The sequence below is a fragment of the Actinoplanes subtropicus genome, assembly GCF_000721705.1.
Lineage (GTDB): Bacteria > Actinomycetota > Actinomycetes > Mycobacteriales > Micromonosporaceae > Actinoplanes > Actinoplanes subtropicus.
Genome location: NZ_JOJL01000001.1, coordinates 12,264 through 39,261 on the forward strand (window position 1 = coordinate 12,264; position 26,998 = coordinate 39,261).

General features: G+C 70.9%; 23 protein-coding genes. 12 read left to right on the forward strand and 11 right to left on the reverse strand.

Annotated elements, in window-relative coordinates:
* Positions 1–47: 47 nt before the first annotated feature.
* Positions 48–1,256 carry a DUF349 domain-containing protein gene (locus tag IH26_RS0100065; RefSeq protein ID WP_030433985.1) on the reverse strand — a complete coding sequence of 403 codons (1,209 nt, stop codon included), beginning with the start codon at positions 1,254–1,256 and terminating at the stop codon, positions 48–50.
* Positions 1,257–1,436: 180 nt separating this feature from the next.
* Between IH26_RS0100065 and miaA the strand changes: the two genes are divergently transcribed.
* Positions 1,437–2,348, forward strand: coding sequence for a tRNA (adenosine(37)-N6)-dimethylallyltransferase MiaA (miaA, locus tag IH26_RS0100070; protein WP_034213118.1), 912 nt, complete (start codon positions 1,437–1,439; stop codon positions 2,346–2,348).
* Between the two features lie 48 nt (positions 2,349–2,396).
* Complete coding sequence (gene dapF / locus IH26_RS0100075; protein ID WP_030433987.1) at positions 2,397–3,230, forward strand: diaminopimelate epimerase; 834 nt, start codon at positions 2,397–2,399, stop codon at positions 3,228–3,230.
* A 47-nt stretch (positions 3,231–3,277) separates the two neighbouring features.
* On the opposite strand, the gene IH26_RS0100080 is transcribed toward dapF, so the two are convergent.
* On the reverse strand, positions 3,278–4,738 hold the full coding sequence (locus IH26_RS0100080) for an NAD-dependent malic enzyme (RefSeq protein ID WP_030433988.1): 1,461 nt from the start codon (positions 4,736–4,738) through the stop codon (positions 3,278–3,280).
* A gap of 173 nt (positions 4,739–4,911) precedes the next feature.
* Here IH26_RS0100080 and hflX point away from each other — a divergent pair, with 173 nt between their 5' ends.
* On the forward strand, positions 4,912–6,348 hold the full coding sequence (gene hflX, locus IH26_RS0100085; RefSeq protein WP_030433989.1) for a GTPase HflX: 1,437 nt from the start codon (positions 4,912–4,914) through the stop codon (positions 6,346–6,348).
* Positions 6,349–6,404: 56 nt separating this feature from the next.
* Entirely contained in the window at positions 6,405–8,018 is a 1,614-nt protein-coding gene (locus IH26_RS61085; protein ID WP_030433990.1) for a hypothetical protein, read from the forward strand.
* A 138-nt stretch (positions 8,019–8,156) separates the two neighbouring features.
* On the opposite strand, the gene lexA is transcribed toward IH26_RS61085, so the two are convergent.
* Positions 8,157–8,900, reverse strand: a complete 744-nt coding sequence (gene lexA, locus IH26_RS0100095) for a transcriptional repressor LexA (RefSeq protein WP_051807243.1) — start codon at positions 8,898–8,900, stop codon at positions 8,157–8,159.
* A gap of 318 nt (positions 8,901–9,218) precedes the next feature.
* Here lexA and IH26_RS0100100 point away from each other — a divergent pair, with 318 nt between their 5' ends.
* The 6 genes from IH26_RS0100100 to IH26_RS0100125 all read left to right on the forward strand — a co-directional run bounded on the left by IH26_RS0100100 (position 9,219) and on the right by IH26_RS0100125 (position 15,095).
* Positions 9,219–9,539: a LysM peptidoglycan-binding domain-containing protein gene (locus tag IH26_RS0100100; protein ID WP_245664846.1), complete on the forward strand. Its 321-nt coding sequence runs from the start codon at positions 9,219–9,221 to the stop codon at positions 9,537–9,539.
* A gap of 341 nt (positions 9,540–9,880) precedes the next feature.
* Positions 9,881–10,333: a transcriptional regulator NrdR gene (gene nrdR, locus IH26_RS0100105; RefSeq protein ID WP_030433993.1), complete on the forward strand. Its 453-nt coding sequence runs from the start codon at positions 9,881–9,883 to the stop codon at positions 10,331–10,333.
* Positions 10,334–10,377: 44 nt separating this feature from the next.
* Complete coding sequence (locus IH26_RS0100110) at positions 10,378–13,257, forward strand: vitamin B12-dependent ribonucleotide reductase (RefSeq protein ID WP_030433994.1); 2,880 nt, start codon at positions 10,378–10,380, stop codon at positions 13,255–13,257.
* Between the two features lie 262 nt (positions 13,258–13,519).
* Positions 13,520–14,230 carry a hypothetical protein gene (locus IH26_RS0100115; RefSeq protein ID WP_051807142.1) on the forward strand — a complete coding sequence of 237 codons (711 nt, stop codon included), beginning with the start codon at positions 13,520–13,522 and terminating at the stop codon, positions 14,228–14,230.
* Positions 14,227–14,631, forward strand: coding sequence for a phage holin family protein (locus IH26_RS0100120; RefSeq protein WP_030433996.1), 405 nt, complete (start codon positions 14,227–14,229; stop codon positions 14,629–14,631). The genes IH26_RS0100115 and IH26_RS0100120 overlap by 4 nt, the downstream gene beginning before the upstream one ends.
* Positions 14,607–15,095: a DUF3618 domain-containing protein gene (locus IH26_RS0100125; protein ID WP_051807143.1), complete on the forward strand. Its 489-nt coding sequence runs from the start codon at positions 14,607–14,609 to the stop codon at positions 15,093–15,095. The genes IH26_RS0100120 and IH26_RS0100125 overlap by 25 nt, the downstream gene beginning before the upstream one ends.
* Before the next feature lie 60 nt (positions 15,096–15,155).
* Here IH26_RS0100125 and IH26_RS0100130 read toward each other — a convergent pair whose 3' ends face one another.
* From IH26_RS0100130 to IH26_RS0100150, 5 genes are read right to left on the reverse strand one after another with little or no spacing between them, the layout of a single operon-like run.
* Positions 15,156–17,477 carry a polysaccharide pyruvyl transferase family protein gene (locus IH26_RS0100130; RefSeq protein ID WP_030433998.1) on the reverse strand — a complete coding sequence of 774 codons (2,322 nt, stop codon included), beginning with the start codon at positions 17,475–17,477 and terminating at the stop codon, positions 15,156–15,158.
* Positions 17,474–19,006 (reverse strand): ArnT family glycosyltransferase, encoded by a 1,533-nt coding sequence (locus IH26_RS0100135; protein WP_030433999.1) that lies wholly within the window; start codon positions 19,004–19,006, stop codon positions 17,474–17,476. The genes IH26_RS0100130 and IH26_RS0100135 overlap by 4 nt, the downstream gene beginning before the upstream one ends.
* Complete coding sequence (locus IH26_RS59345; RefSeq protein ID WP_051807145.1) at positions 19,003–20,115, reverse strand: glycosyltransferase family 4 protein; 1,113 nt, start codon at positions 20,113–20,115, stop codon at positions 19,003–19,005. The genes IH26_RS0100135 and IH26_RS59345 overlap by 4 nt, the downstream gene beginning before the upstream one ends.
* Positions 20,112–21,575: a glycosyltransferase family 4 protein gene (locus tag IH26_RS0100145; RefSeq protein WP_051807146.1), complete on the reverse strand. Its 1,464-nt coding sequence runs from the start codon at positions 21,573–21,575 to the stop codon at positions 20,112–20,114. Before IH26_RS0100145 ends, IH26_RS59345 begins: the two co-directional genes overlap by 4 nt.
* A complete protein-coding gene (locus IH26_RS0100150; RefSeq protein WP_084598525.1) occupies positions 21,572–22,330 on the reverse strand; it encodes a glycosyltransferase in 759 nt (252 codons plus the stop codon). Before IH26_RS0100150 ends, IH26_RS0100145 begins: the two co-directional genes overlap by 4 nt.
* 30 nt (positions 22,331–22,360) lie before the next feature.
* Here IH26_RS0100150 and IH26_RS59350 point away from each other — a divergent pair, with 30 nt between their 5' ends.
* Positions 22,361–22,630, forward strand: a complete 270-nt coding sequence (locus tag IH26_RS59350) for a hypothetical protein (RefSeq protein WP_157436962.1) — start codon at positions 22,361–22,363, stop codon at positions 22,628–22,630.
* Between the two features lie 15 nt (positions 22,631–22,645).
* On the opposite strand, the gene IH26_RS0100155 is transcribed toward IH26_RS59350, so the two are convergent.
* Positions 22,646–23,677, reverse strand: coding sequence for a LacI family DNA-binding transcriptional regulator (locus tag IH26_RS0100155; protein WP_030434003.1), 1,032 nt, complete (start codon positions 23,675–23,677; stop codon positions 22,646–22,648).
* Positions 23,678–23,800: 123 nt separating this feature from the next.
* Between IH26_RS0100155 and IH26_RS0100160 the strand changes: the two genes are divergently transcribed.
* The gene (locus tag IH26_RS0100160; protein ID WP_030434004.1) at positions 23,801–25,600 is read left to right on the forward strand and encodes a glycoside hydrolase family 127 protein; all 1,800 of its coding nucleotides are present in this window, start codon (positions 23,801–23,803) and stop codon (positions 25,598–25,600) included.
* A gap of 27 nt (positions 25,601–25,627) precedes the next feature.
* Here the strand turns inward: IH26_RS0100160 and IH26_RS0100165 are convergent, their stop codons facing one another.
* Positions 25,628–26,530, reverse strand: coding sequence for an alpha/beta fold hydrolase (locus IH26_RS0100165; protein ID WP_030434005.1), 903 nt, complete (start codon positions 26,528–26,530; stop codon positions 25,628–25,630).
* The gene (locus IH26_RS0100170) at positions 26,527–26,994 is read right to left on the reverse strand and encodes a hypothetical protein (RefSeq protein WP_157436963.1); all 468 of its coding nucleotides are present in this window, start codon (positions 26,992–26,994) and stop codon (positions 26,527–26,529) included. Before IH26_RS0100170 ends, IH26_RS0100165 begins: the two co-directional genes overlap by 4 nt.
* Between the last annotated feature and the right edge of the window lie 4 nt (positions 26,995–26,998).

Here is a 26,998-nt window from a genome sequence, read left to right on the forward strand (position 1 = left end):
GGGACTCGGCGAAAATCCCGTATCATATGGTTTTTAGGCTTTTGAAGTTAATTGGCCTGTTCGGCGAGGGCGAGGAACTGCTTCTTCGAGGCGAGCGCCTGCTCCGCCTCCTTGATCCGCCGGGCGTCGCCGGCGGCCTGGGCGCGGGCCAGTTTCTCCTCCGCCTCGGCCACCTGCTCGCGCATCTGCTGCAGCAGCGGGTTGTCCTGCGGGGTGGTCTTGCGCCACGCCGAGTCCATCGCCACCCGGATCCGCTCTTCCGCGGCCCGCCAGCGGCGGTCCAGCGCGGCGGACGACTCGCGCGGCACCCGGCCGGCGTCGTGCCAGGCGGCCTGGGCGTCGCGGAGCTTGTTCTGCGCGGCGCGCGGGTCGGCGTCGACGTCCACGGCCTCGATCTCGGCCAGGATCGCCTGCTTCTTGTCCAGGTTGCCCTTGTACTCGGCGTCCCGGGCGGAGAAGACCTCGCTACGCCGGGTGAAGAAGCCGTCCTGGGCGGCGCGGAACCGTTCCCAGAGGCGCTGCTCGGCCTCCTTCGCGGCGCGCGGCGCGGCCTTCCACTCGGACATCAGCTCCTTGAGGCGGTTCGCCGTGGTCGACCACTCGGTCGACTCGGCCAGGCTCTCCGCCTCCTTGACCAGCTCCTCCTTGACGGTCTGCGCCTGCTTCCGCTGGCCGTCGAGGGCGGCGAAGTGGGCGCCGCGGCGGCGGGTGAAGCCGTCCCGGGCGGCCGCGAAGCGCTTCCACAGCTCGCCGTCGGTCTTCTTGTCGACGCCGCGGATCGTCTTCCACTCGTCGAGGATCTCCTTGAGGCGGTCGCCGGCGGTCTTCCAGCCGGTGGCGTCGGCGGCGATCTTCTCCGCCTCCTCGACCAGGGCGGTCTTGCGGGCGAGCGCCTCGCCGCGGGCCGCCTCGCGGGCCGCGCGGGCCTCGCCGGCCTTCTCGTCGGCGACGCCGGCCAGCCTGTCCAGCCGGGCCGCGAGGCCGTCGATGTCGCCGACCACGTGGGCCTCGTCGAGCTGGGTGCGCAGCCGCTTCACGGTGGCGAGCGCGTGCGGCGCGTCCGCGGCGCCGGACTTGAGACGTGCCTCGACCAGGTCGACCTCGGTGACCAGATCGGCGAAGCGCCGGGCGAAGTGCGCCAGCCCCTCCTCGGGGGTGCCCGCCTGCCAGGAGCCGACCACGCGATCGCCGTCAGCGGTCTTCACGTACACGGTGCCGTCGGCATCCACGCGTCCGTAGGCCGTCCAGTCGCTCATAACCCGTCCTCAAGTCTCCCGGCAGCCGCGACCCTTGCGAGCCGGCAACCACCGCCACAGCGCAGCCGAACACCGAACCTTCTCCTCGGCATTCTTTCTCGCGCATTGTCACAGGTCCAACCCGGTTATGGGGAAGCGCCCGCCGATGACCGTGACACAACCTTGTCCTACGGTTGCTCCGTGCCGTTCGATTTGGTCCCCCGTGTCGTCACGGTCGTGGGACCGACCGCGGCGGGCAAGTCCGCCCTGAGCATTGCTCTCGCCCACGCGCTGGGCGGTGAGGTGGTGAATGCCGACTCGATGCAGCTCTATCGGGGGATGGACATCGGCACCGCCAAGCTGACGGCCGAGGAACGCGAGGGCGTCCCGCACCATCTGCTGGACGTCTGGGACGTGACTGCCCCGGCGGCGGTCGCGGAATATCAGACGCTGGCCCGCGCGGCGATCGACGACATCCGGGCCCGGGGCCGGGTGCCGCTGCTGGTCGGCGGCTCCGGGCTGTACATCCGGGCGGTGCTCGAGGAGTTCGAGTTCCCAGGCACCGACCCCGACGTGCGGGCGCGGCTGGAGGCGGAGCTGGCGGCGAACGGCCCGGCGGCGCTCTTCGAGCGGCTGCGGCACTGGGACCCGGCCGCGGCGGCGAACATCCTGCCCTCCAACGGCCGGCGGATCGTGCGCGCCCTGGAGGTGATCGAGCTGACCGGCCGGCCGTTCACCGCGACCTTGCCGCAGCCGACCCCGCACTACCCGGCGCTGCAGATCGGCGTCGACCGGGAGACCGAGGCGCTGGACGAGCGGATCGCCCGGCGGGTGGACGCGATGTGGGCCGCGGGGCTGGTGGAAGAGGTGCGCGGGTTGCTTCCGGCGGGCTTGCGGGACGGGCGTACGGCGAGCCGTGCGCTCGGCTATCAGCAGGCGCTCGCCCAGCTCGACGGCGACCTGACCGAAGCGGAGGCCAAGGCCGCCACGGTGCAGGGGACCCGGCGCTTCGTGCGGCGGCAGCGGTCCTGGTTCAAGCGCGATCCGGCGATCCACTGGCTGGACGGGGCCTCGGACACACTCGTGGCGGACGCTCTAGCGCTTGCGGGATGATGGGCGACGTGTTCTTCACTCGACCAACCCGCGGCGGAAAACCCCAGAATGAAATTCACTAAAGGCCACGGCGCCGGCAACGACTTCGTCATCGTCTCCGATCCCGACGGAGCTCTGCTGCTGACCCCCGAGCGGGTCGCGCAGCTCTGCCACCGCCGCTTCGGCATCGGGGCGGACGGCGTGCTGCGGGTCGTGCGCGCCGCGAAGGACCCCGACGGCGCCGGCTTCGCCACGGAGGCCGAGTGGTTCATGGATTACCGCAACAGCGACGGCTCGATCGCCGAGATGTGCGGCAACGGCGTGCGCGTCTTCGCCCGCTACCTGGTCTCCCGCGGGCTGGCCACGCCCGGCCCGGCCGGCCTGCCGATCGCCACGCGAGCCGGCGTCGTGGTCGCGCTTCTCGAGGGCGACGAGATCAGGGTGCATATGCCAACCCCGAGGGTGTACGCGGCGAGCACCGCGACCGTGGGCCCCCTGACCTTCCCGGGGGTGGCCGTGGACTGCGGCAACCCGCATCTGGTCTGCACCCTGCACGACGGCCTGCGGCTCCCGTCGCTCGACCTGTCGGTTCCGCCCGGCTTCGACCCGGCGCTGTTCACCTCGGGGGTGAATGTCGAGTTCGTGGTGCCCGCCGAGCCGGTCGAGGGCACCGATCTGCACGTCGCGATGCGGGTCTACGAGCGCGGCTCGGGCGAGACGCTGGCCTGCGGTTCGGGCGCGCTCGCGGTCGGCGCCTCGGCCCTGCGCGACGCCGGCTTGACGACCGGGGTGGTGGCGGTGGACCTGCCCGGCGGCCGCCTCACCGTCACCCACGACGAGGCCGGCCGCTGGTGGCTGGCCGGCCCCGCCGTCCTGGTGGCCAACGGCGAGCTGCTGGACTGAGGCGGGCGATCCCGGCCGGCCTTCCCCACGCGTACGGCCGAATGGTCTTAGAAGGTTTCCTCCGGGGCCTCGGCCAGCTCGGCCTCGGGCATGGCGGCCAGGTTGTGCGGGATCGGCGTGCCGCGGACGACCGCTCGGATCGCGGCGGCGACGGCCGGGGTGACCTTGGGATCGAAGACGCTCGGGATGATCACCGTTGGGTTGATCTTGTCCTCGCCGACCACGTCCGCGATCGCGCGGGCGGCCGCCAGCGCCATCTCCTCGGTGAACTCCCGGGCGGCCGCGTCGAGCATGCCGCGGAAGACGCCGGGGAAGGCCAGCACGTTGTTGATCTGGTTGGGCTGGTCGGAGCGGCCGGTGGCGACCACGGCGGCGTGCTTGCGGGCCTCCCGCGGGTCGACCTCGGGGTCGGGGTTGGCCAGCGCGAAGACGATCGACCGGTCCGCCATCTTCGCGATGTCGTCGCCGGTGAGCAGGTTGGGCGCGCTCACGCCGATGAAAACGTCCGCACCCACGAGCGCGCCGGGGAGATCGCCGGAGTAGTTGGCCTTGTTCGTGTTGTCGGCCAGCCAGTGCCAGGTCGGCGTGAGCTCGGGCATGCCGCGGTGCAGGGCGCCCTTCCGGTCGTACGCGATGATGTCGCCCACGCCCTGCCGGAGCAGCAGCTTCATGATCGCCGTGCCGGCCGCGCCCGCGCCGGAGACGACCACGCGCACGTCCTCGAGGCGCTTGCCGACCACCCGCAGCGCGTTGGTGAGCGCGGCCAGCACGCAGATCGCGGTGCCGTGCTGGTCGTCGTGGAAGACCGGGATGTCCAGCTGCTCGCGCAGCCGCTCCTCGATCTCGAAGCAGCGCGGCGCGGCGATGTCTTCCAGGTTGATGCCGCCGTACGCGGGCGCGATCGCCTTGACGATCTTCACGATCTCGTCGGTGTCCTGGGTGTCGAGCACAACCGGCCAGGCGTCCACCCCGCCGAAGCGCTTGAACAGCGCCGCCTTGCCCTCCATCACCGGCATCGCCGCGGCCGGCCCGATGTTGCCCAGGCCGAGCACCGCCGAGCCGTCGCTGACCACCGCGACCGTGTTGCGCTTGATGGTGAGCCGGCGGGCGTCGGCCGGGTTCTCGGCGATCGCCATGCAGACCCGGGCCACCCCGGGGGTGTACGCGCGGGACAGCTCGTCCCGGTTGCGCAACGCGACCTTCGAGCTCACCTCGATCTTGCCGCCGAGGTGCAGCAGGAACGTGCGGTCGGACACCTTGCGGACATCCACGCCGTCCAGCTCCTCCAGCGTCTTGACGACCTGGTCGGCGTGGTTGGAGTCGGCGGTGTCGCAGGTCAGGTCGACCAGCACGCTGGCCGGGTCGGAGTCGACCACGTCGAGCGCCGTCACGATCGCGCCGGCCTCGCCGACGCAGGTCGTGAGTCGGCCGATCGACGAGGCGTCCGCGGTTACGGCGATGCGGATCGTGATCGAGAATCCTGCGCTGGGCAGGCGGGTGGTCACCACGGTGTGTCCTCCGGCGTTGGCGGGTGCTACTCCGCATTGTTGCTCTTCCGGAATACCCGCTTGCATTCTGGTCGTTACTTCTGGTTCCGGCACTCACTGCCAACAGGCGGCCCCGTTATGTGGATGCGCCCACCAGCGCGACGTGCCACGATCGGGCCGAGGAGGTCACTTTTTTGCGAAACACTTACCAGGCACCGGTCCTCGACGATCTCGAGGCGGACCCCACGACCGGCGAGCTCGAGCTCGAGGAGCGGCATTCGCTGCGGCGCGTCGCCGGGCTCTCCACCGAGCTCACCGACATCACCGAGGTCGAGTATCGGCAGCTGCGGCTCGAGCGGGTGGTCCTGGTCGGGGTCTGGACCGAGGGCACCATCGCGGACGCGGAGAACTCGCTGACCGAGCTGGCCGCGCTCGCCGAGACCGCCGGGTCGCAGGTGCTCGAGGGGCTCATCCAGCGGCGTGGCCGGCCCGACGCGGCCACTTTCATCGGCCGGGGCAAGGTCGACGAGCTGCGTGACGTGGTCGTCTCGACCGGCGCCGACACGGTGATCTGCGACGGCGAGCTGTCCCCGTCCCAGCTGCGCAACCTGGAGCAGCAGACCAAGGTCAAGGTCGTCGACCGGACCGCGCTGATCCTCGACATCTTCGCCCAGCACGCGAAGAGCAAAGAGGGCAAGGCGCAGGTCGAGCTGGCCCAGCTGCAGTACCTGCTGCCACGCCTGCGTGGCTGGGGCGAGACGCTGTCCCGGCAGTCCGGCGGCTCCGGCCGCGGCGGCGGTGCGGGCGGCGGCGTGGGCCTGCGCGGTCCCGGTGAGACCAAGCTCGAGACCGACCGCCGGCGGATCAACCAGCGCATTGCGCGCCTGCGGCGGGAGATCAAGGCCATGCGGACCGTACGCCAGACCAAGCGCTCGCGCCGGCAGGCGAGCGGCGTCCCCGCCGTGGCCATCGCCGGCTACACGAACGCCGGCAAGTCCAGCCTGCTCAACCGGCTCACCCAGGCCGGCGTGCTGGTGGAGAACGCGTTGTTCGCCACCCTCGACCCGACCACCCGGCGCACCGCCGCCGAGGACGGCCGGGTGTTCACCCTCTCCGACACGGTCGGCTTCGTCCGGCACCTGCCGCACCAGATCGTCGAGGCGTTCCGCTCGACGCTTGAAGAGGTGGCCGAGGCCGACCTGGTCGTGCACGTGGTCGACGGTGCGCACCCGGACCCGGAGGGTCAGGTCAGCGCGGTCCGCGAGGTGCTGGGCGAGGTGGGCGCCGACCGGATCCCCGAGCTGCTGGTGATCAACAAGGTGGACGCCGCCGACGAGGAGAGCCTGCTGCGGCTCAAGCGCACCTGGCCGGAGGCGGTTCTCGTCTCGGCCCGCAGCGGCGTCGGGATCGACGAGCTGCACGCGGCGATCGCGCAGCGGCTGCCCCGCCCGGCCGTCGATCTGCGGGTCATCCTTCCGTATGACCGAGGTGACCTGGTCGCCCGAATTCATCGGTCCGGTCAGGTACTCAACACCCGCTACACGGATGAGGGTACCGAGTTGCAGGTGCGGGTCGGCGAACAGCTCGCTGCCGAGCTGGAGTCGTTCCGCGACGGAGAGTTGATGCGCTGACCTGGGTTGACTTACGCGAAACATCGTTTCGGGACGCCGCATGCGACACTGATCGGATGCGGCGTCTCGTCTTTCCGGTCATCGCGGCCGCCGGCCTGGTGATGGTCGGTCCGTCCAGCGCGTTCGCGGACGACCCGGCACCGACCGTCAGCGTTCCCGCGACGGCCGGCAAGAAGCTCTGCAAGGTGACCGACCCGCGGCTCGACGAGCTGTCCGGGCTGGTCGCCACCGCGAACGGCTACATCGCGGTCGACGACAGCTCGACGCTGGCCAACCACAAGAAGGTCTTCTACCTCGACACCAAGTGCCAGGTGACCAACGCGGAGGCGTACAGCGGGCAGGGGCCGCGCGACACGGAAGATCTGATCCTCTCGCCGGACAAGAAGACGCTGTGGATCGCCGACATCGGCGACAACAACTACAACAAGGACGACAGCCGGCGCCCCTCGATCGCCATCTGGAAGATGCCGGCCGACGGCTCGAAGAAGCCGACGCTGTACCGGATGAAGTATCCCGAGGGTGACTATCACGACGCCGAGGCGCTGCTGCTCACCGGCGACAACACCCCGCTGATCATCACCAAGGAGATCGACAAGCCGGCCAACGTCTATGAGCCGAGCGGCCCCCTGGTGGCCAACAGCGAGCAGGGCGTGTCGCTGAAGAAGGTCGCCACGCTGACCGTCGCGGCGACCGAGACGCCCGCGAACCCGCTCGGCCGGATCGGCAACAAGACGATCGTCGGCGGCGCGATGGCGGCCGGCGGCGACAAGGTCGTGCTGCGCACCTACACCGACGCGCTGGAGTGGGACGTGTCCGGCGGCGACGTGCTCGCGGCGATCCAGAAGAAGCCGCGGACGACCGGCCTGCCGAACGAGACGCAGGGCGAGGCGATCACCTACAGCGCCGACGGCAAGTACTTCGACACCGTGTCCGACATGTCCGGTAACCATGACACGGCGAACTACATTCTCCAGTACACCCCGGCCACCACGGTCGCGGTCGAGAAGAAATCCTCGGACACGGCGGCCGGTGGCGGAAAGGCCTGGTACGCGGACTTGACGATCAACCAGATCACCTACTCGGTCGGCGCGGTCGGACTGATCGGCCTGCTGCTGGTCGGCGCCGGCGTGCTCGGCATCGTCAAGCACCGCCGCCGGCTGGCCGACATGCCGCCGCCGGTCGAGCTGGACCGCCCGTCCGGCGACCCGGAGACCGAGCTCATCGGCGTCGGCGGCGCGCAGCAGGGCGGCGCGTACGGCGGCGGCGGAGTCTACGGCGGCGGCCCGGGCGGCGGTCCCGGCGGCGGCCCAGGCGGCTCCGGTCAGCGCGGCGGCCCGGTCTACGGCGGCGGTGGTGGTGGCGGCGGTCCGCAGTACGGCCGTCCGCAGCAGGGTGGCCCGGGCGGCGGTCAGGGCCGTCCGCAGCAGCCGCAGCGCCCGCAACAGCCCGGCGTGTACGGCGGGCGGGGCGGGGGCCAGGGCGGTGGCGGCGGTCAGTACGGCCAGCCGCGCGGGCCCCAGCAGGGCCAGCGTCCGCAGCGCCCGGCCGGTCCGCCGCCGGGTGGTGGTCAGCCGCCTCGGCCGCAGCAGGGCCAGCGCCCCCCGGGCGGCGGCACGTACGGTCAGCCGGGCGGGCGCGACGGCTACGACGACCCCGGCTACCGCCGCTGAGAGACCAAAGCGGGGCCTTTGCCGTACGGCGGTCGGAGCGCGACCACGCAGGACAGCCCGGCGGCCGGGGACGGCCCGGTGGTGCAGCCGGGCCGTCCGGCACGCCGGGGACCTGTCCGATCCGTACGGTAGGCGGAATCAGACCCGGCGGAGGACCGCCACGACCTTGCCCATGATGGTCGCGTCATCGCCGGGGATCGGGTCGAACGCGGGGTTGGCGGGCATCAGCCAGACGTGGCCGTCGCGCTGGCGGTAGCTCTTGACGGTCGCCTCGCCGTCGATCATGGCGGCCACGATGTCGCCGGCGACCGCGGTGGGCTGCTGGCGGACGACCACCCAGTCACCGTTGCAGATCGCCGCGTCGATCATCGACTCGCCCTTGACCTCGAGCATGAAGACGTCGCCCTCGCCGACCAGCTCGCGTGGCAGCGGGAAGAACTCCTCCACCGCCTGCTCGGCCAGGATCGGGCCGCCGGCGGCGATGCGGCCGACCAGCGGCACGTAGGCCGGCTGGGGGCGCGCGCTGCGCACCGTCTCGTCGTCGACCAGCTCGCTGGGCGAGCGCACGTCGACGGCGCGCGGACGGTTCGGGTCGCGGCGCAGGAAGCCCTTGTTTTCCAGGGCCTTCAGCTGATACGCCACGCTGGACGGGGAGACCAGGCCGACCGCCTCGCCGATCTCACGCACGCTGGGCGGATAGCCGTAGCGCTCCACCCAGTCGCGGATGAACTCGAGGATGCGCCGCTGGCGGGCGGTGAGGTCGGCGGTCACCAGGTCGGGGAAGTGGCTGACCACGGGTGTGACCGACCGCAGCTGCGGCGCCTCGGGGCCGCGGGCCCGGCCCGGCGCCCGGCGGCGCGCCGCGGACTCGGGCTTGGTCATCTGCTGTTGTTGCCGGCTCGTCCGGTCGTCGGTCGACACGTCCGCCCTCCCTGTCGGCCAAGTGCCTGTCGGCACGTGGTGCGCTCGCGGAGCCGGCGCGGAATGCCGTGGGGATGGCGTTCGCCCGGCTGACCCCTCTTGTCGGAAACCGTAGTGGCGGGGTCCGACATATTCAAACATCTGTACGACTTTCCCTCGGCGTGTCGCTCTTCGGTGCTCGACTTCCGTACGTGTGTTCTGATAGACCGTCGTACGGGCGTTCGATCGAACGAGTGTCCTAACCGTTGATCTTGGCCAAAGGGGAGAGGGCGAGTTGTGATGGTCGCGCACACCGTTCGGCGGGCCGAGCCGCCGTTGCGCCTGACCCGCCGCGGCCGGGCCGTGGTGCTGATCCTGCTCGCGGCGGTCGCCTGCGCCGCGAGTGTCGTGTTGTTCACCACGGCGTCCCGGGCCTCCAGCGACTCGGCGACCCCGGGCCCCACGATCACCGTCCGGCCCGGCGACACGCTGTGGGAGATCGCGTCGGCGGTGCGTCCCGGCCGCGACGTCCGGGAGTCGGTGGCCGAGCTTCGCGACCTCAACCACCTGACCGGCTACGATCTTCAGCCCGGCCAGGTGCTCACTCTCCCGCGTACGTGATCTTCTCTCTCCCGCGTACGTGATCAAGGGGTTAATGCTCCGTTGATCTTGCGAGAACGGGACGAAGCGCGGCGGTCGGTAGTCGCCGGTACACCGCACGTGTTGAGTCGGAAAATACGGCGCGTCGGCGCGCCGCTGAGCTTGCGTCCGCGTCCGCGTCGGCATACCGTCTACCCCAACATCTAGTAGTTACAAGGGTGTAAGTCATCCACAGGTTGGGGTTGACCTCCCCGGGTTATCCACAGGCCGTCCACGGCGGCGCGATGGAAATGACCATCGCGACGTCGCGCTTCGGCGTGTCCGGATCAGCCGCGGGGGGAGCGCTCCGGAGGGAGATCGAAGTGCGCTGCCCGTACTGTCGCCACGCCGACTCGCGCGTGGTCGACTCGCGTGAGGCCGACGACGGGGCGTTGATCCGGCGCCGTCGCTCGTGCCCCGAGTGCGGCAAGCGCTTCACCACGGTGGAGGAGGCGGTTCTCGCCGTGGTCAAGCGCAGCGGCGTCACCGAGCCCTTCAGCCGGACGAAGATCATGAGTGGGGTCCGCAAGGCCTGCCAGGGCCGGCCCGTCGACGAGGATGCGATCGCGAAGCTCGCGCAACGCGTCGAGGAGACCGTCCGGGCCAAGGGCGCGGCCGAGATCCCCAGCCACGAGGTGGGGCTGGCGATCCTCACCCCGCTGCGGGAGCTCGACCAGGTGGCCTATCTCCGCTTCGCCAGCGTGTACAAGTCCTTCGACTCGCTCGACGAGTTCGAGAAGGAGATCGCCGCGCTGCGCGAGCGCCTCAGCAACTGACGTACAGACGAGAAGCAACAAGCGGTACGACGAGGGGGAGCAGTATGGCCGGGGACGGCATCACAGCAGGGCGGCAGCGCAGCCGGGCGAGCGGCAGCGCGGCCGGCGGGGGGCTGCGGGTCGAGCGGGTCTGGACGACCGAGGGCGTCCACCCGTACGACGAGGTCGAGTGGGAGCGCCGCGACGTCGTCATGACGAACTGGCGGGACGGCTCGATCAACTTCGAGCAGAAGGGCGTCGAGTTCCCCGCGTTCTGGAGCGTGAACGCGGCGAACATCGTCACCACCAAGTACTTCCGGGGCGCCGTCGGCACGCCGGAGCGGGAGTGGTCGCTCAAGCAGCTCATCGACCGCGTCGTCGACACGTACCGCAAGGCGGGCGAGAAGCACGGCTACTTCGCCACCAAGGCGGATGCCGAGCTCTTCGACCACGAGCTCACCTGGATGCTGCTGCACCAGGTGTTCAGCTTCAACTCGCCGGTCTGGTTCAACGTCGGCACCAAGTCGCCGCAGCAGGTCAGCGCCTGCTTCATCCTGTCGGTCGACGACTCGATGGATTCGATCCTCGACTGGTACAAGGAGGAGGGGCTGATCTTCAAGGGCGGCTCCGGCTCCGGGGTCAACCTGTCCCGCATCCGCTCGTCCAAGGAGCTGCTGTCGTCCGGGGGGACCGCCAGTGGCCCGGTGAGCTTCATGCGCGGCGCCGACGCCAGCGCGGGCACCATCAAGTCCGGCGGTGCCACCCGGCGCGCGGCCAAGATGGTCATCCTCGACGTCGACCACCCGGACGTGGAGGAGTTCGTCTGGACCAAGGCGCGCGAGGAGAACAAGATCCGCGCGCTGCGGGACGCCGGCTTCGACATGGACCTCGGCGGCTCCGACATCGTCTCGGTGCAGTACCAGAACGCCAACAACTCGGTCCGCGTCTCCGACGAATTCATGCGGGCGTACGAGGAGGGCACCGACTTCGCGCTCCGCGGCCGGCTGGACGGCGAGGAGATCGAGCGGGTCGACGCGAAGAAGCTGTTCCGCGACATCGCCACCGCCGCGTGGGAGTGCGCCGACCCGGGCCTGCAGTACGACGACACGATCAACGACTGGCACACCAACCCCGAGACCGGCCGGATCACCGCGTCCAACCCGTGCTCGGAGTACATGTCGCTGGACGACTCCTCGTGCAACCTGGCGTCGCTCAACCTCATGAAGTTCCTCAAGGCCGACGGCGGCTTCGAGGTGGAGAAGTTCGTCAAGAGCGTCGAGTTCATCATCACCGCGATGGAGATCTCGATCGCGTTCGCCGACTTCCCGACCGAGAAGATCGGGATCACCACCCGCGCCTACCGCCAGCTCGGCATCGGGTACGCGAACATCGGCGCGCTGCTGATGGCCTCGGGCCTGCCGTACGACTCGGAGGCCGGCCGCAACGTCGCCGCCGCGATCACCTCGCTGATGACGGGTACGGCGTACCGCCGCTCCGCCGAGATCGCCGGCGTGGTCGGCCCGTACGAGGGCTACGCCCGCAACGCCGAGGCGCACAAGCGGGTCATGCGCAAGCACGCTGCCGCCAACGACGAGATCCGTTCCAGCAACCTGGTCGCCACCGCGATCGTCAAGGAAGCCACCAAGCAGTGGCAGAGCGGCATCAAGATCGGTGAGAAGAACGGCTGGCGCAACGCCCAGGCGTCGGTGCTCGCCCCCACCGGCACCATCGGCCTGATGATGGATTGCGACACCACCGGCATCGAGCCCGACCTGGCCCTGGTCAAGTTCAAGAAGCTGGTCGGCGGCGGCTCGATGCAGATCGTCAACCAGACCGTGCCGCGCGCGCTGCGCAGCCTCGGCTACCCCGAGGAGCAGGTCGAGGCGATCGTCGAGCACATCTCCGAGCACGGCAACGTGGTGGACGCCCCCGGCCTCAAGCCGGAGCACTACGCGGTCTTCGACTGCGCGATGGGCGAGCGGGCGATCGCGCCGATGGGCCACGTGCGGATGATGGCGGCCGTCCAGCCGTTCATCTCGGGCGCCATCTCCAAGACGGTCAACATGCCCGAGACGGCCACCGTCGAGGAGATCGAGAACATCCACTACCAGGGCTGGAAGCTCGGCCTGAAGGCGCTGGCGATCTACCGGGACAACTGCAAGGTGGGTCAGCCGCTCTCGGCCGCCGGTTCCTCGAAGAAGACGGCCGAGGTCGCCCCGGTCGCCGAGATCGAGAAGGTCGTCGAGAAGGTCGTCGAGTACCGCCCGGTCCGCAAGCGCCTGCCGAAGAAGCGGCCGTCGGAGACGGTGTCGTTCTCGGTCGGCGGCGCCGAGGGCTACCTGACGGCGTCGTCATACCCCGACGACGGCCTGGGCGAGGTCTTCCTCAAGATGTCGAAGCAGGGCTCGACCCTGGCCGGCGTCATGGATGCCTTCTCCGTGGCGATCTCGATAGGACTCCAGTACGGCGTGCCGCTCGAGACGTACGTCGGCAAGTTCACCAACATGCGCTTCGAGCCGGCCGGCATGACCGACGACCCGGACGTCCGCATGGCCGCCTCGGTGATGGACTACATCTTCCGGCGGCTTGCGCTCGACTTCCTGCCGTACGAGACGAGGGCCGAGCTCGGCATCTTCACCGCCAAGGAGCGGGCCGCCCAGGTCCAGGCGGAAGCGGCGGCCGAGGCCGCGGCGGCATCCGCCGATCTGGAGGGCATGGCGGCCTCAGCCCCGGTCTCCGCGCCGGTGGGTGCAGCGTCGTCGGACGCGCCCGCCCCGGCTCAGCCGGCAACCCCGGTCACGGTCGGCTCGTCGACCGAGCTGCTGGAGGTCGTGATGGGGCAGGCGGCGGATGCGCCGCTGTGCTTCACGTGCGGCACCAAGATGCGGCGCGCGGGCAGCTGCTACGTCTGCGAGGGATGCGGCTCGACCTCGGGCTGCAGCTGAGACAAGCGCGAAAGGGGCGGTTCCGGGCGACCGGGACCGCCCCTTTTCGTGTGCGCGTAGATCGAAATACGCACCGTTTTTTTGATCAATTATGGCGGGTGCGGCACGGGGCGAACGGCCTGGTTACCCTGAGGTCGGCCGGTAAAACACGTTGCTTGCCATGAGCCAACTATTGATTTCGTGCAGCGCGAAAACCGGGCCGACTAAACGGTCGTGCGGTGGGGATTTGGGTCGTGCAGGAAAATCCTCAGTAGGAGGCAACGTGACCGACCTATCGACCGGCGGGTACACGCCGGACAATTCGCCGGGGGGCGAGTCCTCCCGCACCGAACAGGTCGCCGAGCAAGGCGCGCGAGCTGCCGGGCACGCGGCGACGGACGTCAAGGACAAGGCGGTCGAGCAGGCACAGCGGGTTGGCGCCGAGACCAAGGCCCAGGCCCGCAACTTGGCCGGCGACGTACGCGATCGGCTGACTGAGCAGGCGCGGACGCAGAATGACCGGCTCGCCGGCAGCATTCGCGAGACGGCGGACCAGCTCGACGAGATGCGCGGCGACCGCAGCGACTCGCCGGCGGCCACGGTCGTCGCCCGGGTGGCCGACGGTGGCCGCCAGCTCGCCGACTATCTGGACCGGAACGGGCCCGACGGCGTGCTGCGCGAGGTGCAGGACTTCGCCCGCCGCCGGCCGGGTGCTTTCCTGGCGACCGCCCTCGCGGCCGGCTTCGTCGTCGGCCGGCTGGGCAAGGGCGTCGCGAAGGCGGGCTCGCCGGCCGACAAGCCCGGCACGGACGAGTTCTCCAGCAGCTACCGGTCCACCCCGGTGACCGAGCCGCCGGCCGCGACGACGTACCCGGCGACGACGACCGTGGGCCCGACGGGCACGGTGGGCACGGAGTACGCGGCGACCGGAACCGGCCGGCCCGTCCCGGTGGACGAGGGCTATCCGGCCGCCGAGCCGGAGATCCGGCGATGACCACCCCACGGAAGGACCAGGTCGCCGAGACGTCGATCGGCGAGCTGATCGGCAACATCAGCGACGACCTGTCCCGGCTGTTCCGCCAGGAGGTCGAGCTCGCCAAGGCCGAGATCAAGCAGGAGGCGAGCAAGGCCGGCAAGGCGGCGGGCATGCTCGGCGGCGCCGGGTTCGCCGGCTATCTGACCGTCGTGCTGCTCAGCTTTGCCCTCGTGTTCGGCCTGGCGAACGTCATGGACGCCGGTTGGGCGGCGCTGATCGTGGCCGTGCTCTGGGCGATCATCGCGGCGGTGCTCTACGCCACCGGCCGCAAGCGGCTCAAGACCGTGGACCCCGTGCCGCGGCGGACGGTCGACACGATCAAGGAGGATGCGCAATGGTTGAAGAACCCGACCGGATGAGGCAGAACATCGAGGCCACCCGGGCGTCGCTCACCCGCGATGTCGACCGGCTGGCCGAGAAGACGAGCCCGCGCCAGGCGGCGCGGCGCCGGTGGACCGCCGTCCGGGAGAAGGTCATGGGCAGTACCGAATCCACGGCCAACAGAGTCGAGGAGAAGGCGCAGGACGCCGCCGACGCCGTCCGGTCCGCGCCGCGGGCCGTGGCGACCCAGACCCAGGGCAACCCGCTGGCCGCCGGGATCATCGCGTTCGGCGTGGGCATGCTGGCCGCCACGCTGATGCCGGTGACCGAGGCGGAGCGCCGCGCCGGACAGCAGCTCAAGGAGCACAGCGGCGACCTGACCGAGAAGGTCAAGGACGTCGCCGGCGATCTCAAGGAGGATCTCTCCGGTTCCGCGCGGCATGCGGTCGACGAGGTCCGCTCGACCGCTCAGGACGCCGTGCAGACCACCCGGAACGCCTGACCGGATACGGATGCCGCCTGCTCGCCCCGAGCGGGCGGCATCCGTGCGGGACGACCGCCGTCAGTGCGGCGGAGACATGGCCCCGCCCGAGGAGGTGGCAGTGTTCTGGGGAACACCATGCAGCCACTCGGCCACCGCGGCGGCGGTCAGCCGGTCGGCCGGCAGTTCGACGGCGCCCGCGTCGGCGAGCCACAGCCGGCTCTTCGGTTCGAAGGAGATGCCCAGCAGCGGTGTGCCGGTCGTGGTGGCGAAGATTTGCGAGTGCAGGCGCATGGCGATCACTGCCATGGCGCTCGCGTGCAGCCCCTTCGCGAGCGACGGGTTCAGGTGGGGACCGAGTATGTGTGCCCGGTCGGCCAGGCCGGCCCGGTCGAGCATCCATCGTCCGAGATTCGCGTCGGAGTAGTCGGTGCCCAGGCCGTAGTCACCGGCGGTCGACATCGACACCAGATAGATCGGGTTGTCGTGGGTCGCGGCCCAGGTGGCGACCCCGAGTCCGAGCTCGGTCAGCACCGTGCGCAGCGCCTCGACGTCGGGCATGGCCTTGACGTTCAGCACCAGGGGCCGGCCGGGCAGCGGGCTGTGCCGAGCCACCACGTGGGGCGGGGCCGGCGGCACCAGCGTCGACGGGTCCGGCACGATGTGGGCCCGCGTGGGATCGGCGGAGATCGTGGTCTGTGACTGCGGATCCCGGACGGTCACCGCGGTCGCCAGGCGCGCGGCGATCCTCAGCAGGTATTTCGTGCTCGCCGGCGTGGTCTCGTACGCGCCGAGGCTCAGGAAGTAGAGCTCCTTGCCGAGCAGCCGGGCCCCGATCGCCGCCATCGGCAGCGCCCGGACCAGCGGGGGAAGCCCGGCTCCGAACATGCCTCCCCCGCCGATGCAGAGCGCGTCCGCGGCGAGATAAGCGCGGATCGCGGCCGCCGAGACGGTCGGCACCGCGGTCACCCCGTGCAGCCGGGCGAGGTTGCCGGGATCGCGGCCGACCACTGTGATCACTTCTGGCCGGTCGGCAAGGCTCAACAGGCCGGCCAGAATCGACTCGTCGCCGGTATTTCCGTTGCCGTAGTTGCCGAGCAGCAGGACTCGGCCGGATCGCGGGCCCCGGCGGCGGGTCGCGTGCCGGACGGCGGCGCGGAGCACGTCGGCGGGCAGCCGCGCGTCACCCACCCAACGGCCGGCCTCGCGTCGCGGAACCAACGCGAGGACGACGAGCGCGGTGCCTCCCTGGATCGCCGCGGTCCACCAGGCGACGGCGTTCAGACTTCCGCTCACCGTTGCCAGCGTGGTGGCGCCGACGACCGTGACGATGGTCAGCGTGATCACCGTCGGGCGGTATCGGCCGGCCGCCTGGTGGATCGTGGTGACCAGGTTGAGCAGACCGGCGGCGAACCCGCCGAGCACCAGGGGCAGCAGAAGCGTCGTGTAGCCCAGGTAATGATCGGGCAGCACCACGGAGAGGACGGTGCGCGGGGCGGCCGCGACGAGCCCGACGGTGACGATGCCCGCGGCGGTGTAGAGACCGAGCACCCGGCGGACGATCCGAGCCGCCTCGGCGGCACCGGTCCGCGCATCGACGAGCCGGGGAAACGCGACAGTGGCCAGGGCGATCGACAGGTAGAGCGGGATCCGCCCGAGCGCCAGCATTCCCTGGTAGCCGGCCACCTCCGGGTTCGCGCCGACGGCGATGCTGAGCACCAGGACGTCCAGCGATTGCAGGACGCCGCACAGCACCTGGATCGAGCTGATTCCGGTCGCGTGCCGCCACAGTTGCCGGTCGCCGAGCGCGAAGGCGGCGGCCCGGCCGGCCCGCCCCAGGTCCGGGCGCATCAGCCAGAGCGCCCAACCGGCGCAGACCAGCGAGCCGACGGCGAAGCCGGTGACCCCGGCGGCCGGGGAATCGGTCGCCGCGATCGCGCCGGCCCCGGCAACGACCTTGACCAACGCCTCGGTGACCCGATAGGCGGCGAGCAGGCCGAATCGGCTCTGTCCCTGCAGGTAACCGGCGCCTGCCGCGGTGATGAAGATGCCGGTGCAGGCGAGAGCGGAGGTTCCGATGAGGGCCGGCCCGGCATATCGGTACTCCGCGGCGGACACCAGCGCGCTGGTCAGCAGTGCCGCCCCGAACGAGGTGACCAGCGCGAAGCGGACGGCCTGCCGTCGCCGATCGCTGCCGGCGGCGGCGTTGGCGATCTCCCGGGCCAGAACCCACGGTATCGTCGCGGACGCGGCGGTGCCGACCAGGAGCAGCAGCGCCGACACGGCGGCGACCTGGGAGAACCCGGAAGGCGACAGGAGGTGGATCAGAGCGACGGTGTAGCCGTAGTTCAGCGCGGCGATCGTCACCGATCCGGTCAGCAGCAACCACCCGCCGCGGTTCACCAGAGGCTCACATCGGTCGTCCGGTAGATCGCGACCCCGCCGAACGATCGGCCGGTGGCCGAGAACACCTTCGTGGAGTGCGCGGCATACCAGTCGATGTCCGCCGCGGGTACCGGGGCGTACCCCTCCCGGACGGTCTTGTCGAGCACGAGGAGATACGTGACCTGCTTCGCGGCCATCTCCGCCGGGGTGCCGACCGGCGTGGTCACCAGACCGCTGCCCCGCAAGGTGACCTCGGACTGGCTGGCGACCCAGGCCACGATCGACCCGGCCGGAGCGTTGCGGATCAGCCACTCGTAAGCCCTGTGCTGGCTGTCGTCGGCCTCGGCGTGGACGCTTCCCCACGAGAAGAGCTCGACGGCCAGCAGCACGGCGAACGCGGAGAACGCGACCCGGCGAAGCCCGGCCGGTCGTGCCGCCCGCGTGCGGAGCCGATGTGCCGCGGTGGCCAGGCTCATGATCGCGGGCACGGCGAGGAAGTACAGGAACTGTTCCTCGACGGTGCCCAGCGCCAGTCCGTACGCCATGATGAGCAGGCCGCCGGCCGTGCCGAGGCCCAGAATCCGATCCAGGGGAGTCCACGGCCGAACGAGCAACCACAGCCCGGCGACGACGCCGATGGCCAGCACCACGTAGCTGCCGCCGAAGGTGAGGAGCTGGACCCACAGTTGCTTGGCGAGCGAGGGTGCGTTGTCGGCGGTGAATCCGGTGCTGACCGAGGTGCCGAAGGCCCGGGACAGGCCGTTGGTCTTCTGCTCCCAGAAATCCTTCGCGTGCCCGCTGACCAGCACGACAAGGACGTACAACAGGTAGGCCGCGATGGCCGTGGCGGCGCCGGCCATTGCCTCTCGACGCCATCCGTACCAGCCGAAAGCGGCGATCGCGAGCAACGGCAGGACCGTGATCAGGGCCGCCATGTCCTTGGTGAGGATCGCCGCGCCGAAGAGCAGACCCACGCCGATCGCCGCGGGGAGGCTGCGCCGGCCCGTACGGATCTGCCGGACGAGCGTGAGGTAACCGCCCAGCGCCAGCGTGACCGCCGCGGTCTCGAGCATGACCCGGCCGTTCTGCTGCAGCACGTAGGCGTCGATCGAGAAGACCGCGACGGCGACCACGGCCGGACCGCGCCCGGCGATGTGCCGGACCAGGAAGTAGATCAGGATCGCGGATCCGGCGGCGAGCAGGGCCTGCAGCACCCGGATCGAGTAGATGTCCTGGAACGGGTCGTGGCGATACCCGAAGAGCTTGAACCAGAGCGCCTCCAGGTAGAAGAAGCCGGGCGGATGCAGCAGGAACGGCCGGCCGGAGCCGATCGGCACCCAGTGTCCATCCGCGACGGACCTGCCGAGGCTCACGTAGAACGGCTCGTCGACGAACACGTCGTAGCTGCGGCCGATGCCGATCAGACGCAGCAGCAGGGTCACCGCGACGATGGCGATGACCGTGCTCGCGGTGATCGCCCGCGAGTCGCGCCACCGGCCGGCGGGCACCTCCCGCGTGGCGGCGGTGTCCAGAGTTTCGGTGGTCACGGTGTGCTCCTCGTGAGGTCATCGGCCGAAGCGATCGATACGAATAGGGATTCCTGCTGATCGGCGAGCGCGTCCCAGTCGAACCGGCGAGCGAAGGCGCGGGCCGACACGCTCAGCGCCGCCAGCAGGTCGGGACGGGCCAGCGCGTCGTTCACCGCCGTCGAGAGCGCGGACGGGTCGCCGGGCGGCACTCGTGTCCCCACCGCGGCGGGTATCACGTCGCGGAGGCACTCGATGTCGGAGCCGATCACCGGAGTGCCACTGGCAGCCGCCTCGATCGCCACGATGCCGAAGGTCTCGAAGCGTGACGGCACCACGACCAGGGCCGCGCCCGCCAGCAGGGAGAACTTGTCCGGGCCGGACAGCCGGCCGAGCCAGCCGACCCGATCGGCGATCCCGAGCCGGTTCGCGGCCTGGCGCAGGCGAGCCTCGTCCGGTCCGTCCCCGGCGATCAGCAAGCGACGGCCGGGTATCGAGGGCATCGCGTCGAGCAGGACGTCCAGCCCTTTCTGCGCGGTATCGAGCCGCCCGAGGAACACGAGCGGCGTTGTGGGTTCGGGGAACCTCGCCGGATCGGACGCGACGGCGAAGGCCGACGCGTCGACCCCGTTGGCGACCACTCGGACGTCGGCATCCGGGCGGCGCCGGCGGATCTCGGCGGCGAGGTCCTCCGAAACGGCGATCAGCCGGCGGTGTTGCCGCAGGCCCCATCGCTCCACCAGGTGGAACGGCAACCGGTACTTCGCCGCCATCTCCGCCGCGAACATCCACTGGACCATCCCGACCACCGGCGTCCGGGTGAGTCGCGGCACCCCGATCGTGGAGATCGGCGCCCCGAAATCCTCCACGATCAGGTCGGCCTCGTACCGTCTGAGCAGCGTGGGTATCCGGGCGAAGTACCCGGCGGATCGGGCCCGGGTACGCCCGTGACCCGCGTGCACGTATCGCACGCCGTCCTCCACCCGGTCTTCGCACCCGGGCCAGCCGGCGGTGACGACGGTGACGTCGTGCCGGACGGCCAGCCGCCGGCCGATCTCGTGCGTACGGACGGATCCGCCACCCGAGCCGGGCTGGTTCTTGTCCTCGTAGGCGAGATGCAGGATTCTCATGCGCCGGCCCGCGCGCTGTCGCCGAGCGGGCGCACCACGGTCTGCCAGCCGAGCAGGTCGCGCTGCCGGGCCAGGCGGACGGTCACCCGGGGATCGTGGACGTCGAAGCCGAGCGCCGTCAGCGCGCGCTCCGCGTTGATCTCGTCGGTCCCGTACATCAGCAGCGCGACGTGATCCGGCCCGGATGCGACGCGGTCGGTGCCCCGCAGACCGGCCAGGTTCCCGCGGCCGGCGACGTCGGCCGGCAGGACGACCAGCGTCACCGCGTCGTTGACCTGCCGTGCCTCCGGCCGGCCGTTCGCCAGCCGATGACGTTCCGCGGAGAGCGCGGACCGGAGCACGGCCGCCGTGCTCTCCCAGGTGAATTGCGATGCCCAGGCCACGCAGCGGGCCGACCAGGCGGCTCGCTCCACCGTGTCGGCGAGGGTCAGCAGCGCCTCGACGATCCCGGCCGACAAGCCGCCGGCCAGGTCCTCGCCGACCTCGACCAGCCATCCGGTCTCGCCGTGCCGGATCGTGTCGCGCAGGCCGGGAACGTTCAACGCGACGGCGGGGACGCCCGAGGCGGCCGCCTCCATGATGGACAGACCCCAGCCCTCGCCCATCGAGGCGCTGACGGTCAGCCAGGCCGAAGCGACCAGGGCGTCCCGGGTCGCCGGGTCGACCCTGCCGTGAAACACGACCCGGTCGCCAAGGCCGAGCCGGTCGGCCAAGGCGACCAGGTCGTCGACGGCGTCGCCGCTGCCGACCAGATGCACCTCCAGGTCGGGGATCCGGCGCAGCACCGCGGGCAACGCGTGGAGCAGCAGGTCGACGCGTTTCTGCCGGACCAGCCGCCCGACGCAGACGATCCGCGGCCTCGCGGCCGGTTCCCTGCGGTGCTGGTCGGGCATCTCCTGGCCACATGCGGCGAGCAGCACCGGGCCGCGCAGCGACAGGCGGCGGCGGATCTCCTGACGTGCGGAAGGCGAGACCGCCGCCAGGGTACGGTCGCGGTACACCCAGCGGCTGGCCTGGTTTTCCAGGAACTGGCCGAGCCGGGCGATCGGCTTCGGAAAGTGCACCTCGAACTGGTCCTGATGCACGTGATGGATGAGTTGGACGACCGGCGTGCGGCGGCGCAGCGCGAGCGGCGTGAAGAACGGAATGCCGTTCTGCGAGTCGATCACGCCGTCGACCGAGCGCCGGTGCCGTAGCAGCCACCACAACACGTGCGGATACACCGTGAGGGTGCCTCCGCGGCGGACCACGGTCCCGTAGGGCGTTGTCTCGGTGCGAGCCTGGCCGGCCGCGCGAGCCGTCAAGTAGGTGACCCGGGCGCCGGCCCGATGCAGTTCCCCGGCCACCCGTTCGCAGTAGAGCTCCGCGCCGCCGGCCGCGGGATGGCCACTGTCCCGCCAGTTGCAAATGACGACGTGCCGCCCACGCCAGGCGCGAGCGAACGCGCCGGGAGCGCTCATCGGCCGCCCGCCGAAGCGGACCCGAGAGCGTACCGGGTGACGGAGAGCCCGGCGGGCGGAACCTCGCGATGCAGCCGCCACAGTTCCGCGGCCACCTTGCGACCGTCGGAGAACAACCGGAACGTCGAGTCGCCCTGATCGGACCAGGCAACCGGGACCTCGGTGATCGAGAGGCCCAGCCGGTGGGCGCGGGCCACGATCTCCAGATCGAAGGCGAAGCCGGAGAGGCGCATGTCGCGGAAGATCTGCCGGGCCGCGTACGCCTGGAAGAACTTGAACCCGCACTGGGTGTCGGCGACCGCGCCGGAGTGCCTGCGTGACAGCAACCGGAAGCCCGTGCCGCCGACCCGCCGGATGAAGGGCTGCCGGGAGACGTAACTCGCCCCCGCACACCGCCGTGAGCCGATGACCACCTCATGGCCGGCCCGCAGCCGCCGCAGCGCGATGTCGACCGTCTCGGTCGGCGTGGCCAGGTCTGCGTCGACAAAACCGACATAGCGCGCGGTGCTGGTGAGCGCGCCGCGGATCACCGCCGCGCCCTTGCCCCGCTTCGAACAGCCGGTGACGGCGACCGGGACGCCCTGGGCGGCGAACCGGTCGACGATGTCGGCGGTGCGGTCGCTGCTGCCGTTGTCGATCACGCGCAGCGCCGCGTCCAGACCACTCCGGCGTAGATGTCCGGCCCATGATTCGAGAACCCGGCTCAATCGCCGTTCCTCGTTGTACGCAGGGATGAGTACCTCGAGCTCGGTCAACGGGACGTCCCTTCACCCGGGTTCGAAAATGTGCAGCGAAAAGCACCCATTGAGCGGGTCGGGCGCGACCGAGCCATTCTTTTCGAATTGGTATTGCTGGGTGATGGTGTGCCGAACAAACATCCGATCAACGCCCTGACCTGCTATTTCAGGACGCTAATCGAGCTGTGTAACGGCATTGATACCGTCCCGCGACGGGGTGATGTCGCAGCGGAATTGCGGGAAAGAAAGGCGCTGTTTTCCGGCGCGGAGTCTGATTCGCCGGTTCGCGGCTCGGGTGCGAGGAAACGCGACCGGTGACCGTAATCGACGAATTCAGCGGGGCGGAATGGGGCCCGCCACCGCCGTCGACTCGCGGACCACCAGACGGCCCGGCTGCCGTATCACGCCCGATTGGCGATCCCCGTCGAGCGCCGCGAACAGATGCCGCACCGCCGTCGTACCCAGCTGTTCCAGGTTCAGGTCCACTGTGGTCAGCGGCGGACGGCACTCCGTCGCGATGACCTCCCAGTTGTCGTAGCCGACGATCGCCACGTCCTCGGGGACCGTGCGGCCCAGGTCGCGCAGCGCCTCGGTCACCCCGGAGGCGATCTGGTCGCTGCCGCAGAAGATGGCGTCCACATCCGGGTGCGAGGCCAGCAACCGGGACGTCGCGTGCCGGCCCCACCGCTGCGACCACTGCCCGAAGAGCGCGTCGCCGACCAGCGGCAGCCTCGCCGCGTCGAGTACCTCGGTCAGCGCCGCCGCGCGGTCGCGGGCCGCCCGGTAACCCGGGTCGCCGGTGATGTGGGCGATCTTCGTACGGCCGAGGGTGACCAGGTGCTGGGCGGCGAGCCGGGCACCGCCGGCGTCGTCGGCCACCACCGACAGGTCGTTCGGGTCGTCCGACTCGCAGTACGCGTACACGACCGGGACCGGAATCTCCTTGGTGAGCGACGGCCGGATCTCGTTCGAGTCGCCGAGGATGATGAAGCCGTCCACCTGCCGGGCCAGCAGCGTACGGATGTAGTGCCGGCGCCGGATCGCGTCCCCGCGGGCGTCGCAGAGCAGGACGCTCATCTGCTCGTTGCCCAGCGCGTTCTCGGCGCCGAGCAGCACCGGGATGGCGAACCGGGCCGCCGACAGCTCGTCGGTGAGCAGCCCGACCGTCCGCGTGTTGCCGGAGATCAGGCTGCGGGCCAGCACGTTCGGCTGGAACGACAACTCCTCGGCCGCCTGCAGCACCCGCGTCCGGGTGGCGGGGGCGACCTCGTCCCGCTGGTTGAGCGCCTTGGAGGCGGTCGCCACCGAGACCCCGGCCCGCTTGGCGACATCCGTCAGCGTCACCTGCGCGCGTTTCCTGGGCACCGAACTCCTCCCGAAATGTTTTCGGCAGCATAGCAGGAGCGGCCCGAAATCATCGGTTGACACTGCGGAGTGGGGCCTGACACTATTCCCGAAAAGGTTTTCGAAGGTTTCGGAGGTGCGTCCATGACCGGACCCGTCGTGCCATCGCGCGGCGCGCTGCGGCCGGTGGGGCCGGCACAGGTGCGGCTGACCGGCGGCTTCTGGGGCCGGCGCCAGGCGATCAACGGCACCGCCACGCTGGAGCACAGCCGCACCTGGATCGACCGGATGGGCTGGAGCGGCAACTTCGCCGACCCGGGCACCGCCCGGCCCCGGGGCCGCGAGTTCAGCGACTCCGAGGTCTACAAGCTGACCGAGGCGCTCTGCTGGGAGTCGGCCCGGCCCGGCGGCGTACGCCATGACGAGTGGCTGGCCGAACTGACCGCGCTGATCGGGGGTGCGCAGGAGGCCGACGGCTACCTGCACACCGCGTGGGGGCGGCCCGGCCAGCCGCCGCGCTACAGCGACCTGAATTTCGGCCACGAGCTCTACTGCGCCGGCCACTTCCTGCAGGCGGCCGTCGCCGGGTCCCGTACCGGGGCGGCGCCCCGCCTGCTCGACATCGGCACCCGGCTCGCCGACCACATCGGCGCCCAGTTCGCCGACGATGGCTTCTGCGGTCACCCCGGGGTGGAGACCGGGCTGGTCGAGCTCTACCGGGTCACCGGCGAGCGGCGCTATCTGGACCAGGCCGCCAAGTTCGTCGCCCGGCGCGGCCAGCGCACGCTGCCCGAGCACGAGTTCGGCTGGCAGTATTTCCAGGACGCGGTGCCCGTACGCAACGGCGAGGTTTTTCACGGCCATGTCGTACGAGCGCTGTATCTCGCCGCCGGCGCGGTGGACGTGGCGGTGGAGACCGGCGACGAGGAGCTGCTGCAGGCGGTGGCCCGGCAGTTCGACCGTACGCTCGCCCGGCGCACCCATCTCACCGGCGGGATGGGCTCCCGGCACCTGGACGAGAGCTACGGCGAGGATTTCGTGCTCCCACCGGACCGGGCGTACTCGGAGACCTGTGCCGGCGTCGCCACCATCATGCTGGCCCACCGGCTGCTGCTGGCCACCGGCGAGATGCGCTACGGCGACATCGTCGACCGGGTGCTGCACAACGTGATCGCCACCGCGGTCGCCGACGACGGCCGGTCCTTCTTCTACGCGCACACGCTGCACCAGCGCGTACCCACCGAGGTGGTGGCCAAGGACAAGGTGCAGCTGCGCTTCGGCGGCGGCGCCCGGGCGCCCTGGTTCGAGGTGTCCTGCTGCCTCAACAACGTGGCCCGGCTGGTCGCCTCGCTCGGCACCTACTGCGTCACCGAGGACCCGGGCGGCGTGCAACTGCACCAGTACGCGCCGATGCGGGTCGAGGCCGGCGGCATGGTGCTCGACGTCGACACCGACTACCCGGACGCCGGGGTGGTCATCGTGACCGTGGTCGACGCCCCGCCGACCCCGCGCACGATCACCTTCCGCATCCCGGAGTGGGCCACCGGCCCGCAGAGCGTATTTCGACGCATATTCCACTCTGGCGAGCAGCTTCGGCTCGAGCTGCCGATGCGTCCACGCTGGACGTTCCCGGACCCGCGGGCCGACGCGCTGCGCGGCTGCGCGGCCGTCGAGGTGGGCCCGATCGTGATGTGCGCCGAGTCGACCGACCAGGAGAACGGCGTACGTCTCGACGAGGTCCAGGTCGACACGTCGGTCGCCCCCGAGGCCGGCGCCGTCAAGGGGCACCGCACGCATCCGGCCGATCCGGGCTGGCCGTACCAGAGCCACCGCACGGCCACCGAACGCCCCGATCCGGTCGTGGTTCCGCTGCTCCCGTACCACCGATGGGCCCGCCGCGGCCCCTCCACGATGCGGATCTGGCTGCCCGTCAGCCCGTCCTGATCCCGCGGAAGGATCGGGCTTTCGGCCTCAGCGATTCGCCGAGAGGAAATCGGTGATCAGGGCGGCCAGGACGGTTGGTTGTTCGACCACCATCGCGTGCGACGCGTCCGCCAGGGAGAGATAGCGGACGTGGCCGGCGGCCGCGGCCTGGTCGACGACGTAGCGGCGGTGGGCCGCGTAGAGCTCCGCGAAGGGCTCCTGCTCGGGCAGATCGCGGGTGGGCAACACCAGCAACTCCGGGCAGGTCGTGGCGGCGTAGACCGGGCCCAGCTCCAGCTCGTTCATCAGCGTCCGCAGCTGCGCCGTGGTCGCCGCGGACGGGCGGGTCGAGGTCTCGCCGTTCTCGTGCACGAGGTTGCGGCGGAAGCCCTCGATCCACACCTTCTCGTTCGCGCCCATGTCGCGGGCCGCCATCTGCTGTCGCTCGACCAGGTCGGGCAGCTGGTCGGCCGGGATCACCGCGCCCGCGGTCGCCGCCATCCGGTCGAAGATCGCGTGCAGCCGGGCCAGCTCGGCGGCCGCCTTCGCCGGGTCCATGCCGGGCAGCTGGCCGGGCCGGGTGGGCGGCGGATTGCCGTCGAGGCTCACCACGCCGGGCGCCTCGGGGTGCCGCTGGCCCCAGAGCGCGGCCAGCATCCCGCCGAGCGAGTGACCGACCACGGCCGGTCGCTCCAGCTCCAGCTGGACGCAGACCGCGGCCAGGTCGCCGAGCGCAGCGTCCCAGCTCCAGGCGCCGTCGCCGGAGCGGCCGTGGCCGCGCAGGTCCATCGTGACCACTCGGTGGTGCGGGCGCAGCGCGCGGGCCAGCGTGGTCATCTGGGCGAGGTTGCCGCCGGCGCCGTGCAGGAGCAGCAGCGGCGGGGCGTCGCCGCCGAAGTCGCGGACCGCGAGCGGAAGCTCCCCGGCGTCGATCAGGCGGTCGTTGATCACGGTGTCTCCTCTGGATCGTGGTCGTCGCGGGCCCGCAACCGGTCGCGGACGGCGGACGACGGCACCCCGCCGTCCGGATGGCGCGGCAGGCGGCCGCGTCGCACCAGGTCGTGCACGCCCTGGCGGGTGATGCCGAGCATCGCGCCGGCGGTGGCATACGAGACCGACTCGGCCCACGGATGCCCGGCGCGGACCGCCACCGCCTGGCCGAGCGGGGTGGCCCACCACTCGGCGGGCGGGTCGAAGGCGCGGTCGCTCGGATACAGCGTGGCGATCAGCCGGGCGGCGGTCATCGTGGCCGCCCGATCGTCGCCGTTCCGGATGGTGTCGGCCCAGCGGCGAGCGCGCCGCCGCACCAGCTCGCGCAGCGCCGCCACCGCGTCGTCGCCGTCGAGCAGCACCTCGAGCGGGTCGAGCAGGCGCACGTCGAGCAGGCGCACGATCTGGTCGACGAGGTCGGTCACCACG

Excerpts from the sequence above, each read along its gene's own strand:
- IH26_RS0100065 (WP_030433985.1), bottom strand. The coding sequence starts at position 1,256 with ATGAGCGACTGGACGGCCTACGGACGCGTGGATGCCGACGGCACCGTG.
- dapF (WP_030433987.1), top strand. The coding sequence starts at position 2,397 with ATGAAATTCACTAAAGGCCACGGCGCCGGCAACGACTTCGTCATCGTC.
- IH26_RS61085 (WP_030433990.1), top strand. The coding sequence starts at position 6,405 with ATGCGGCGTCTCGTCTTTCCGGTCATCGCGGCCGCCGGCCTGGTGATG.
- lexA (WP_051807243.1), bottom strand. The coding sequence starts at position 8,900 with ATGACCAAGCCCGAGTCCGCGGCGCGCCGCCGGGCGCCGGGCCGGGCC.
- IH26_RS0100100 (WP_245664846.1), top strand. The coding sequence starts at position 9,219 with ATGGTCGCGCACACCGTTCGGCGGGCCGAGCCGCCGTTGCGCCTGACC.
- IH26_RS0100110 (WP_030433994.1), top strand. The coding sequence starts at position 10,378 with ATGGCCGGGGACGGCATCACAGCAGGGCGGCAGCGCAGCCGGGCGAGC.
- IH26_RS0100120 (WP_030433996.1), top strand. The coding sequence starts at position 14,227 with ATGACCACCCCACGGAAGGACCAGGTCGCCGAGACGTCGATCGGCGAG.
- IH26_RS0100125 (WP_051807143.1), top strand. The coding sequence starts at position 14,607 with ATGGTTGAAGAACCCGACCGGATGAGGCAGAACATCGAGGCCACCCGG.
- IH26_RS59345 (WP_051807145.1), bottom strand. The coding sequence starts at position 20,115 with ATGAGAATCCTGCATCTCGCCTACGAGGACAAGAACCAGCCCGGCTCG.
- IH26_RS0100145 (WP_051807146.1), bottom strand. The coding sequence starts at position 21,575 with ATGAGCGCTCCCGGCGCGTTCGCTCGCGCCTGGCGTGGGCGGCACGTC.
- IH26_RS0100160 (WP_030434004.1), top strand. The coding sequence starts at position 23,801 with ATGACCGGACCCGTCGTGCCATCGCGCGGCGCGCTGCGGCCGGTGGGG.